We start from the raw sequence: 12909 nt of genomic DNA, 5'->3' as shown, positions 1-12909 counted from the left end.
AACATTAAATTAAACACGTCTAAATGAAAATAGGATTGGTCCTTTCTTCAACACCTGGCTATTCTGAAACCTTTTTTACTTCAAAAATAAAAGGACTTTTAGAAAATGGCTTTAGTGTTGTATTGATTACCCAAACGGCTCAAACTGATTTTGAATTATGTCCAGTTGTAAAAGCACCAAAGAATTATAAAAATTCGTTCTTTCAAGTCATTTCTGTAGCTTTAGTATTTTTAAAATTATTATTTCATTTCAGGGCTTTATCCAGATATATCAAATTAGAACAGCAAGAACATACCTCTGTTGGTCGTATTTTTAAAAAGATATATCTTAATTCACATTTATTAAGTCAAAAAGTTGATTGGTTGCATTTTGGGTTTACAACACAAGCATTGGAGAGCGAACTTATAGCAAAAGCGATAGGAGCGAAAATGGCGGTTAGTTTTAGAGGATTCGATATTAATGTTTATCCTGTAAAACATCATAATTGTTATGATTTGGTATGGAAACATGTAAATAAAGTCCATAGCATTTCTAACGGCTTACTTCAAAAGGCTTATGGTTTAGGACTTAGTGAAAATATATCATATAGCATTATTACACCCGCTGTTAATGTATTAAAACTTAATAAAAGACGGAATTTTAAAACCGATAGCAATAAGTTTCAGATTTTTACCGTGGCAAGATTAAATTGGATAAAAGGATTAGATCTAGCATTGGATGCCATGAAGATACTCAAGGAAGAGGGCTTGGATTTTGAATACCATATCATTGGTTCGGGAACACCAACGGAAATAGAACGCTATACCTTTCAAATTCATCAAAATAAAATTCAAAACCAGGTATTTTTTCATGGTAAGTTATCGCATAAATCGACATTGAAGAAATTAAGTTCTGCAGATATATATTTACAGCCAAGCATTCAAGAAGGGTTTTGTAATGCTGTTTTAGAAGCGCAAGCAATGGGTTTATTATGTGTAGTGACTAATGCAGGAGCACTCAAAGAAAATATAATACACGATAAAACAGGATGGGTAGTTCCAAAAAGACATCCAAGATTACTTGCAAAAAAAATCATTGAGGTGGTTCAGTTACCCACAGAAAAAAAAGAACAGTTCCGGCTACAAGCCATAAATCGAGTACAAGCAGATTTTAATATTAAAAAACAACAAGATGCTTTTGCTCAATTTTATAGAGACATCTAAAATAGTTGTCTTAATAGTTTAACAACTTGAGATATACTAGAATTCATTTGTGACTGATTAAATTATTCGTAACTATTCAGCCTACTAAAATATGAGATAGAGCATTTTCAATCATAGAGTTATAAATTTTAACCGCAAAGTTTACCAAGATTTACACAAAGGGTCACAATGCATTAAAACGTTGAATTTAAACACATTGCGAACCTTGCGATTTTTCCTTGCGTTTCTTAGCGGTTAAATATTCGTTCTGAAAATCGGTAAGTTAGGTTTAAAAGTGCATACTGATTAGTTACAATTATTCATGGACCTTTTAATGCGTTGGGTTTCTTGGGAATTTGAGAATTTTTAATTTAAGATACCTTGTTTTTTCAAAATTGGTAAAGTTTAATATAGGAAAAATGATTGTTACTTTGTTTATCAGTTAATTAGGATTTAGTCAATGTTCTTTCCCGTATAGCTATCGGGACTAACAGCGAGCGGTCTTTTGTCTTTTATCGACCAACAACAATTAGAATTAATAATTTCTATTCAATTCTAATCTTTATATTTAACTTGCATGCCAAAATTATATTTAAAACCTCTTAGCAATGAATTTCGAAAAGGCAATAAAAAAGCTTTATTATTCCGTTAAAACAAAGCGAGATAATTTTGTTGGCACTAACTTATGTGGGATTCCTTTAAATGTTATTCCAAGTACCGTTAGAGCGCAAGTAGATCAAGATGATACTTGGTGGTTTTATCTATGTAAGCATCACAATTTGGTATATGATGTGGGATGCAATATTGGTTATACAGCCTTGCTCGCGCTAATACAAGACCCAAATAAGCAAATTGTTCTTGTAGATCCCAATCCCGTTGCTTTGCAAAATGCGGCATTGAATATTATTAATAATGGATTAGGAAGCAGAGTACGATATATTGCCGCCTTTGTTGGCAATAAATTGGACGATACCGTAAAATTTTATACGGTTGGTTCTGGAGCTGCAGGAAGTATGTATGCTTCGCATGCAGAAACGGCGTCTGCAATGAATTCCTTTATTAACGTTAGAACCATTACCTTAGATTACATGTATGACTTTTACGGATTAAAGCCAGACTTGGTTAAAATAGACGTGGAAGGTGCCGAAACATTAGTAATGGAATCTGCCACTAAGTTGGCTAGGGAAGCTAAATGTACTTTTTTTATAGAAATGCACAAAGTTGAAGGTTTAGGTATGGAAGCTGCAGGAGATATAATGGTAAAATGGTGTAACGAAAATAATTATGTGGCCTGGTATCTTAAAACAGAAGACGTATTGACTTCGGGAAAGACAATAGCAACCAGAGGGAAATGTCATTTGCTTTTATTGCCTGAGGGTAAACCCTATCCGGATTATCTTAAAGGTATAGCACAAAATAGTCCACTACCTAAATCAATTTGATGCCGTTCAGTTTCTTAAAATATTTACAACCAACCCATTATTTTCAGCGCTTTACTAAAAATGGTCAATCTATATTCCCTAAAGCACATGACTTGCCAGTGGATATTATTGATCAATTACAACCAGATAGTCTATATTCTTCAGCAGAAGCAAAGGATTACGATTTATCTTGGCAAGCCATTCAATTGGGTTATATTGGAAATACGGAAACCTATAGAAGTTTTTCAAAAGTGCCGATTAAAGACGAGTATCACTTCATAAGAAAAAACTTTCACTCAGCTTGGGTGTTTTTTGTGTTTGTATTGCGCATACTTTCATTTCATAATCCATTTAAAGAATCTAAATCTTGGTTTAGCACAAGAAACACTAATCAGCTAAAAGCATCCAATAATTCCATTGCTTATGAGACATGGGAACCCTTTCAGTCTCAATTGATAGAGGAGAAACCACTTGTAAGTGTAATAATTCCAACATTGAATAGATACGATTATTTAAAATCGGTTCTAAAAGATTTAGAAGCTCAAGATTATTCAAATTTTGAAGTGATTGTTGTTGATCAGTCAGATGATTTCAACGTCGCATTTTATAACGATTTTAAACTCAATTTTCAAATTATAAATCAAAAGGAAAAAGCGTTGTGGTTGGCAAGAAATACGGCAATTAAAGCGAGTAAAGGTGAATGGGTTGCCTTATCTGAAGATGATGTAAGAATTAAACCCGATTGGATTCGTATGCATTTAAAATGTCTCGATTTTTATAATGCCAAGATTTCAGCTGGAGTATTCTTTCCAGAAGGTCAGCAGATTCCTAAATCACGTTCGTTTTTTGCGATTGCTTCTCAGTTTGCCACTGGTAATGCAATGCTTCAAAGAACTGTTTTTGAAAAGGTTGGCCTATTTGATCGTCAGTTTGAAAAGCAACGTATGGGAGATGGAGAATTTGGAATGCGACTATATCTTAATGGCTTAAAAAGTATTTCGAATCCAAAAGCTTTCTGTATCGATGTAAAAGCAGGAACTGGAGGATTAAGGGAAATGGGAAGTTGGGATGCCTTTAGACCTTCAAACTTTTTTGCACCAAGACCAATACCTAGTGTACTGTATTATTTTAGAAAATATTATGGTAACGCTTCAGCACGTTTAGCATTGTTGAGAACGGTCCCAATATCAATTTTTCCCTATCAATTTAAAAAGAACAAACCTTTAGTGCTCATCGGATTATTTGTAACCCTATTAATCTTACCTATTGTAGGATTTCAGGTTTGGAAATCATGGCATTTATCCAGTAAAAAATTAAAAAAAGGTGCGATAATCGAGCCATTGGTATGAGGGATTCCAGTTTAAAGATATTAATTGTTACATCAGAGTTCCCACCACAGCCAGGTGGCATTGGAAATCATGCTTACAATTTGGCACTACACCTTAGCCAGCAAGGTCATCGCGTTAAGGTTATTGCAGATCAACGTTCTAGATCAGGCACTGATGAAGCGCATTTCGATGCCGCTTTGACGTTTTCAGTAAAACGCATAAAATTGCATAACTTTCGGTTTATAATGTATTTAAAACGCATTGTCCATACCGTAAAATCTACTAAAAGGACAACGCATTGTATCGTAACCGGGAAATTTTCATTGTGGAATGTCGCTTTTTCAAGTTTTTTATTTAATAGAAAAACAATTGCTGTGGTTCATGGGACCGAAGTTAATTTTAAATCTATTTTAATCCGAAATTCCATAGATTTTTCATTAAAACGTTTCGATAAAATTGTTGCGGTGTCTAAATATACTAAAAGCCTAATATCGGAGTTGAACAAGGAAGTTGTTGTAATCCCAAATGGAATCACTGTCTCCCAATGGAAGGCTCCTAATGAAAAAATGAAGCTAAAAGGTGATCCGGTAATAACTACAGTAGGTCGAGTGAGTATAAGAAAAGGCCAATTAAATGTAATTAATCAACTTCCTGAACTTATAAAGACATATCCGGACTTACATTACCACTGCGTTGGTATTCCTACGGAAGCTGATGCATTTATTAAAGTTGCTGAGTCTTTACATATCAATAATCACGTTACGTTTCACGGAAGTGTGGATGAAGAGACATTGAAACAAGTATTAGACGCAACAGATATTTTTGTAATGTTGAGCACTGAAAGTAGCACAGGAGATGTGGAAGGTTTCGGAATTGCAATTTTAGAAGCTAATGCTATGGGAATTCCTGCGATAGGAGCTAAAGGATGTGGTATTGAAGATGCCATTGTCTGTGGGAAATCAGGAATTTTGATAGATACCAATAATAGTAACGAATTTGTTGAAGGAATATCTAAAATACTTGGGAATTTATCGCAATTCAGATCAGAAGCTAAGGCTTGGGCAAACACTCATGATTGGTCTCATATAATTAAACACTATGAAGCGTTATTATAGTATATATGTGCTCGAAATAAATAAATACCTGGAATTGTAGCTAATGCTTTTTAACTCTATAGACTTCGCTATTTTCCTGCCAATCGTTTTTGTGCTGTATTGGTTTGTAGTGCAGAAAAATTTAAGATTTCAAAATTTGCTGTTGGTCGTTTCCAGTTATATTTTCTATGGCTGGTGGGATTGGCGTTTTTTATCCTTAATCGCGTTTAGCACCATAGTAGATTACGCCGTTGGTGTTGCTTTATCCAAACAGAATGATTCAGGTAAGCGTAAAATACTCTTGTGGATTAGTATTCTTGTGAACTTAGGATTTCTAGGCTTTTTTAAATACTATAACTTTTTTCTTGACAACTTTATAACCGCTTTTACTTTTTTTGGTTCTGAAATCCAAGCCAATTCCCTGAACATCATTTTACCTGTTGGAATAAGCTTTTATACATTTCAGACATTGAGTTACACCATTGATGTGTATAAAAATAAGCTAGAACCAACCAAAAATTTTATTTCTTTTGCGGCATTTGTGAGTTTTTTTCCCCAATTAGTGGCTGGCCCTATTGAAAGGGCGACCAATTTATTACCTCAATTTTTTAGACATAGAAGATTTAAATATAATCATGCAATTGACGGCTTGAGACAAATACTTTGGGGTTTGTTTAAAAAAGTGGTCATTGCAGATAATTGTGCTACATATGCCAATTATATTTTTGATAATTCTGTCGATTTAAATGGAAGTACGTTAGTTTTAGGTGCTGTATTCTTCACGTTTCAGATTTATGGAGATTTTTCTGGATATTCAGATATTGCCATTGGTGTGTCCCGTTTGTTCGGATTTAATTTAAAACAGAATTTCGCGTTCCCTTATTTTTCAAGGGATATTGCCGAATTTTGGAGACGATGGCATATTTCCCTGTCCACATGGTTCAGGGATTATCTATATATTCCGGTCGGTGGAAGTAGAGGTACATTGGCGAAAACCATAAGAAATGTATTCATAATCTTTATAGTCAGTGGGTTTTGGCATGGGGCAAATTGGACTTTTATTATTTGGGGAGCATTAAATGCGGTTTATTTTTTGCCCATACTTTTAACCAAAAACAATAGGAACCACTTAGACATCGTTGCAGAAGGAAAATACCTCCCAAGTTTTAAGGAATTTGGTCTCATGTCATTCACGTTTATTTTAACCGTATTTGCATGGATATTTTTTAGGGCAGAAACCTTAGAGCACGCTTTTAATTATGTGTCTGGTATATTTTCCCATTCAATATTTTCAGTTCCATATTTTAAAGATGGCTCATTGGCAATACCAACATTGATTTTAATTGTATTTTTTATCTTTATTGAATGGATTGGAAGACGAGACAAATATGCAATAGAATCTATATTTATACGACAAAGCGTGTTAAAATGGTCATTTTACTATCTGATTTTGATTTTAATTTTTGTTTTTGCAGGCTCTAACCAAGAGTTTATTTACTTTCAGTTTTAATGAAGGCATTCTTTTATAAAATAGTAGTGTTTACGATTCCGATTATTGTATTGGCTTATGGCGTTGACCTCTATTTATCCCATTACTTGAAAAAATCGAATTTATTTGCTCATCAAGAATATACGATCTGGAATGATATTTTGGAAGGAAACCTCGATGCCGATATCTTAATTTACGGTAGCTCTCGCGCTTGGGTACATTTTGACCCGAAAATTCTCCAAGATACTTTGCATTTATCTGCTTATAATCTTGGCGTTGATGGCCATACCTTTAATATGCAGCAATTACGACATAAATTGGCTTTAAAATATAACAAGAAACCTAAAATGATCATTCATTCTGTTGATGCAACCACTTTAGAGAAAGGCAATTTTTTTAATTCAGAACAAATTTTACCTTATGTGCTATGGGAAGAAGATTTCGAAGAATTTACGGCAAACTATAAGTCTTATAATGTCTTGGACTATAATATCCCTTTGTTAAGATATTATGGTCAAACCGAAGCAATTTCAACAGCAATAAAAATGAGTTTAACTTCCCAGAATAAAAAAGAGCAAAGAGTTAGGGGATATCAGGGGCAAGAGCGCGTGTGGAATAAAGATTTTGAAAACGCAAAAAAAAGGATGAAAGGCTATAACGTAAATATCAATGTGGATATTAAACAAAGTTTTGATAATTATCTTAAAAAATGCAAAGACAATGCCATTGTGGTTGTCCTAGTTTATGCTCCTGTTTATATTGAAGGACAGGAATTTATAAAAAATGAAGCCATATTAAAACAGACTTACACGAGTTTAGCGGAAGCTTATAATTTCAAATTTCTTGATTTTACAGATGATGATATCTGTTATAATAAAGCCTATTTTTATAATACAAGACACATGAACAAAAAAGGGTCTGAACTATTTACTAGAAAATTGGCGTCTAAATTAAAAACATTCAATTGAGAATTGAACAATTAACATTTACAAGATTTATTGCGGCCATAGCTATAGTGGTTTTTCATTTTGGTAGAGAAAGTCAATTATTTTCCAATGATTATGTCGATTTCATTTTTAATAACGCCAATGTTGGTGTAAGTTACTTTTTTGTACTATCTGGTTTTGTAATGATTATTGCCTATTGTGAGAAAAACTTATCATTCTTTGACTATCTTAAAAACAGGTTTGCGCGAATATATCCTGTTTATATTTTGGCAATTATCTTATGGCTAGTTGGTAAAACCTTACACGATATCAATAAAGTGGATTTGTTCTTAAATGTGACCATGCTCCAATCTTGGTTTAGTGAAAGAGCACAAACGATAAATTATCCTGGTTGGTCACTTTCAGTAGAATTATTCTTCTATGTTAGTTTTCCTTTTCTATTGAATTATATTTATAATAAAAAAAGTTTAAAGGCCATAACTATTGTTATTTTAGGATTTTGGCTGATTAGCCAATTATTATATCACGCAATAATTTATAACCGATTTTCTGTACCCATATATACGGTTAATGATATCTTTTACCATCCCATAATGCACTTTAATGAGTTTTTGATCGGTAATCTTACTGGACTCTATTTTTTAAAAAAGAATGTTGTTCAATACAATAAAAATTATTTACCACACCTTGTATTGTTATTTCTATTCTTACTTGTTTTATTGAAGTTTAAAATAGGACTTAACTTTCACAATGGATTATTGGCTATTGTGTTTGTGCCCATCATCTATTTATTGTCTTGCAGTAAAGACATGATCAGTAAAATAATCTCTAAAAAACCTTTTGTTTTCTTAGGTGAGATCAGTTATAGTATTTATATATTACAAGTTCCAATATGGCTCTTTCTAACGGATTATAGACTAAAGAAATACTTTGGACTAAATGAGGATTTAGAAATTACATTAGCTTTTATGGTTAGATTGTTCATTCTAATTGTTTTCTCTTCTTTTTGCTATTTATATATAGAAAAACCATTAAGAAAGAAAATTAAATTCTATTTTTAAAACCCTGATTTTAATTATTCAGTATGGCATGAAAACACTAACCATTATATCGCATACAGAACATTACATGCAGCCCAACGGTTCTGTTGTTGGTTTAGGTTCCACGGTGACTGAAATCAATCACCTATTAAGTATATTCGATAAAATTAATCATATAGCAATGTTACATTCGGTAGTAGCACCTTCTAGTGCATTACCTTATGTCTCAGAAGATATTACATTAATTCCCATTAAAGCAGTTGGTGGTCAGGGTATTATGGATAAATTTTCTGTGATTGCGCAAGCTCCTAAAGTATTGAGTATTGTTAGCAATGCACTGAAAGAAACTGACTATTTTCAGTTTAGGGCACCAACAGGTATTGGCGTCTATGTTATTCCGTATTTAATGTTTTTTAGTGCTAAAAAAGGTTGGTTTAAATATGCCGGAAATTGGAACCAAAAAAACGCACCATTGGCCTATCGTTTTCAAAAATGGCTTTTACAACATCAGGATCGACACGTTACTATAAACGGGTCTTGGCATAACCAAAAAAATCAATGTCTAACTTTTGAGAATCCTTGTTTGAGCAATGATGATATTTTAAAAGGGAATTCAGTAGTTAAAAATAAGGTGTTCAGTAATAAATCGATCATTTTTTGTTTTGTTGGAAGACTTGAAGAGGAAAAAGGTATTGGATTGCTCATAGATGCTTTTAAAAGCTTGAAAGAAATTGACGTATCCAGAATAAGCCATATTCATATTGTAGGTGACGGAAAGGATTTTAGGACCTATAAGACAAAAGCAAGAGAATCGAAATTGAATTTTCATTTTCATGGGTTTTTATCGCGAAAAGCGGTTCATGATATTTACATTAAATCTCATGTTATAGTATTGCCATCGGCATCAGAAGGTTTTCCTAAAGTAATTGCCGAAGCATTAAATTTTGGATGTTTACCAATAGTTTCTGATGTTTCGGGAATTTCAAATTACATAAAAGATGGTGTAAACGGGTTTTTATTGAATGCTATTTCGGTAGAAGCAGTAGCTTTAAAATTACAAAATGTATTGAAACTATCAATTAAGGACTACGCAAAGATGATAGATTTTGAAAGAGATGCTATTAAAAGATTCACGTTTAATTATTACAATGCTAGAGTCAAGAATGAATTGTTGAAATAATCTTTATACGAAATTCCATAAGATTTCGCTAGATTTTCTCTTAATTTGCTTATTCAATTTTTAGACAATAAGATGGATTTATGATTAAATCAATACAGCTTTTAAGTAGTGACATCGATAAAAGTATTGGCTTTACAGAGATCCATGACCATAAGACGGTACTTAATGTTGAAGCCATTGAATTGGTATCGTTTACATTAAAAATTGAATTGTCCCAGCCCATAGTTTTATTTAGAAACCATGATTATACTTGGGTCGATGTTAATAAAAAAAGGATAGCAAATTGGTTTGCGCCAAAACTCTTAAAACTTAAAAACAATAGAATAGTCCAAGCCAATCAAAATTCTGGTATTTGGGAAGTTAATCCTAAAAAAAATACAATTTTATACTGGCATTTTAACCCCAAGAATGCAAACCCAATAGCAAATTACGATAGAAATAACACGAAGCATATTATAAATGCCGTATCCCAAAATATTTTCGATAAACCATTGGCACTTCTGTTTACCAATGATTTTGGAATTGAAGTGAGTAGATCTAAATTTCCGTTTTCTGCAATAGTATGCTTCACCGACCATTGTGATTTTGATACTGAGGAAAATTTAGTATTACAGCGCCAGTTTTTTAAGAGACATAACATTAAGGTAACAAAGGGCTTTTTTCTAAACCATTTTTCTAAGCGAGAAGATACGGCTTCTTTTGAATTTAATAGCGCGGAAATAGAAGCATGGATCAAAGATGGGCATGAGTTGGCCTATCATTCATTATCACAATCCATAAAATCAGCTAAAGAAAGTTTTCAGGATTTTTTAGCCTTTAAACCTCCTTTCGGGATTATAAAAACATGGATTGACCATGGTTTTCAGCCCTATAATTTTACTTTGTACAGTAGCAAAGATGAAATTAAAGACCAATATGGCCATTATTTAAAGAAAAGAAATATAAGCCAGTTATGGAATTATATAGATTCTGGTACCGCAGTAGATGGAGTGATAAATCAGATTAACCCACAACAGTTTACATTAAAAGCCTATTATAACGGAATTAAGCATTTAGGCATAAAGAATATTGTGAGCTTAATAATTAAAGAAGTGGTATTTCATTATAGAAATGACGATTATGGAATAAGATTATATAGAGAAATTGTTAAATATGCCAAAACTATTAAGCATAAAAAAAGCCGAATAAAGCATGTGTATTTTGTTTTTAATATAGTAAAATTTGTCATATACCTAATTCCTATTTTATTGTTTTGGATTATACACAACAAAAAAATATATCCTTTAGCAGAGTATACACCGCTTTTTTTTGAGCATGAACTCAATGGACAGACATTTACGGTTTTTCAAACCTTGGAAATGATAAATTTCAAAAATGCTTTACATTCCAAGAACTTAGACTTGCTAATAAAAGAAAAAGGGCTATTTATAGCACATACTTATTTTTCAGCACCAATGAATTATCATGATGGAAAAATATTCGGGGAAAAGGATAAAATCAATACTGGAATAGAAGAACGCTTTAATTATTTGTCACAAAAAATGGCATTAGAACAGATATGGAATCCAACCTTAAGTGAACTAATTGGTTATATGGAAAAAACTAAACATGTGAAATATGATTGCAATAAAGACGGAGAAATTTTTATTAGTAATAATGAATTAATTTCTAGGCAAGTAAGATGATACAATTGATTTTTACCAAAGACTTTGAATGGCAAAAGAAATGGGATGAATTTTTGATTAACAATCCAAAGGGAAGCCATTTAATTTTGACCGATTGGCTAAAATCCTTTAAACCCTATGGCTTTGATTTTGAATTGGGTCTATTCTTAGAGAATGACAAAATTATTGGAGGTTATGGAGCCGTAATTCCAAAGTTTTTGTTTTTTAAGTTTTATGTTATTCCTCATGGATTAGTTTATGAATCTGGTTACGAGGATAATTTTAAGAACCATATTTTGCAAGTTATAGCACACGCCAAAACAAGCAGAAATTGCTATATACAGTTAAGCGTTCCGAAATCATCGAACAAAAAAATTTCTGAGCATGTTTATCATCCAAAAAAGGTGGATTTTTTGAATTCTATATTTCAACCGGGTAAACTTTTTAAATATGTTTATAGTTCTTACGGCATTAATTGGGTCGATTTTAATGGATTCAAAGATGCAGAAGAATTTTTAGCTCAATTAACCCCAAAAGTGAGGCGAAATATTAGAATGCCTTATAATAAAGAAGCAAAAGTTACATTTGTTAAGGATGCTAAATTAATTGAAGAAGGATATAAGGTCATTACTGAAAACGCAAAACAAGCTAATTATAGCGTACGGGATTTTAAAGATTTTCAGTCAACAATTTTTAATTTAATAAATAAAGATTTAGCCTATTTTATAAATTGCGAGGTAGATAACGTTATTAAAGCTTCGGGCTTTTATGTAAAATCCAGTGGTTATATTACTAATATTACAGGAGGCGTAATTCGTGAAAAACCAGACATTAAATTAGGGTATATGTTACAATGGGAGATTATAAAAAAGGCTTTAGAAAATGGATGTAAAGGCTACAACATATCCATGGGAGGTTCCAAAGGTGTGCAAGATTTTAAACGTAGATTTAGCACTGAAACAATCAATTATGAAAATCCCCATTACCATAAAGTATTAAACAAAACGTATTTCAGATTATTTCTCTTTTTTGATAAAAATTTAAAACCATATAAAGCAAATATTTCAAAAATTTTAGCAAAGTTGAAGCGATGAAAAAATTACTAAGACGATTTAAGGTAATTTCCATTGATGTTTATATTTATCAAATGTTAAATTATAAGCCCTTTGCGGATGCTCTACCCAATTATAAAATAGAAAAATCAAACCTGCGTAAAGGGAGAAGATGCTATTTCATAAAAGATTCCGGAAACATAGTTCATAGAAGTTATTTAATTTCTAAAGTTTTTTTGCTAAAATCTATAAACAAAATTGGTCCAGCAATAGGAGATTGTAGCACTGTAAATAGTCATAGAGGTCAATCTATTTATCCATTTGTAATTAATAAAATTGCTCAGGATGTTTTAGATAATGATCATAAATCGGTATTTGTAATAGTAAATAAAGACAACTTAAGTTCCATAAGGGGTATTGAAAAAGCTGGTTTTTCAAAAATCGCATCTATTGTTGCAAAACGCTGGTTGTGGATTTATTTTAAAAGAGAAATAATTTATTTTAATAATTAAT

11 protein-coding genes are annotated in these 12909 nt (G+C 32.1%); all 11 read left to right on the top strand.

What is annotated here, in order from left to right; genetic code table 11:
* The first annotated feature begins 23 nt into the window (after positions 1 to 23).
* Positions 24 to 1202 (top strand): glycosyltransferase family 4 protein, encoded by a 1179-nt coding sequence (locus tag HM990_RS11045; RefSeq protein WP_178988993.1) that lies wholly within the window; start codon positions 24 to 26, stop codon positions 1200 to 1202.
* Between the two features lie 587 nt (positions 1203 to 1789).
* Positions 1790 to 2623, top strand: coding sequence for an FkbM family methyltransferase (locus HM990_RS11040; RefSeq protein ID WP_178988992.1), 834 nt, complete (start codon positions 1790 to 1792; stop codon positions 2621 to 2623).
* Positions 2623 to 3951 (top strand): glycosyltransferase family 2 protein, encoded by a 1329-nt coding sequence (locus tag HM990_RS11035; RefSeq protein ID WP_178988991.1) that lies wholly within the window; start codon positions 2623 to 2625, stop codon positions 3949 to 3951. Before HM990_RS11040 ends, HM990_RS11035 begins: the two co-directional genes overlap by 1 nt.
* Entirely contained in the window at positions 3948 to 5045 is a 1098-nt protein-coding gene (locus tag HM990_RS11030) for a glycosyltransferase family 4 protein (RefSeq protein WP_178988990.1), read from the top strand. The genes HM990_RS11035 and HM990_RS11030 overlap by 4 nt, the downstream gene beginning before the upstream one ends.
* Before the next feature lie 43 nt (positions 5046 to 5088).
* Complete coding sequence (locus tag HM990_RS11025; RefSeq protein WP_178988989.1) at positions 5089 to 6534, top strand: MBOAT family O-acyltransferase; 1446 nt, start codon at positions 5089 to 5091, stop codon at positions 6532 to 6534.
* Positions 6534 to 7481, top strand: a complete 948-nt coding sequence (locus HM990_RS11020; RefSeq protein ID WP_178988988.1) for a hypothetical protein — start codon at positions 6534 to 6536, stop codon at positions 7479 to 7481. Before HM990_RS11025 ends, HM990_RS11020 begins: the two co-directional genes overlap by 1 nt.
* Positions 7478 to 8521, top strand: coding sequence for an acyltransferase family protein (locus HM990_RS11015; RefSeq protein ID WP_178988987.1), 1044 nt, complete (start codon positions 7478 to 7480; stop codon positions 8519 to 8521). The genes HM990_RS11020 and HM990_RS11015 overlap by 4 nt, the downstream gene beginning before the upstream one ends.
* A gap of 28 nt (positions 8522 to 8549) precedes the next feature.
* On the top strand, positions 8550 to 9680 hold the full coding sequence (locus HM990_RS11010) for a glycosyltransferase (protein WP_178988986.1): 1131 nt from the start codon (positions 8550 to 8552) through the stop codon (positions 9678 to 9680).
* An 80-nt stretch (positions 9681 to 9760) separates the two neighbouring features.
* Positions 9761 to 11365 carry a hypothetical protein gene (locus tag HM990_RS11005; RefSeq protein WP_178988985.1) on the top strand — a complete coding sequence of 535 codons (1605 nt, stop codon included), beginning with the start codon at positions 9761 to 9763 and terminating at the stop codon, positions 11363 to 11365.
* On the top strand, positions 11362 to 12438 hold the full coding sequence (locus HM990_RS11000; RefSeq protein ID WP_178988984.1) for a hypothetical protein: 1077 nt from the start codon (positions 11362 to 11364) through the stop codon (positions 12436 to 12438). The genes HM990_RS11005 and HM990_RS11000 overlap by 4 nt, the downstream gene beginning before the upstream one ends.
* Positions 12435 to 12908, top strand: a complete 474-nt coding sequence (locus tag HM990_RS10995; protein WP_178988983.1) for a hypothetical protein — start codon at positions 12435 to 12437, stop codon at positions 12906 to 12908. The genes HM990_RS11000 and HM990_RS10995 overlap by 4 nt, the downstream gene beginning before the upstream one ends.
* Position 12909 lies beyond the last annotated feature (1 nt).

The organism is Winogradskyella schleiferi (assembly GCF_013394655.1).
Taxonomy (GTDB): Bacteria; Bacteroidota; Bacteroidia; order Flavobacteriales; family Flavobacteriaceae; genus Winogradskyella; species Winogradskyella schleiferi.
The sequence above is the reverse complement of the archived record's forward strand: the minus strand, read 5'-3'. Positions and strand labels throughout refer to the sequence as shown.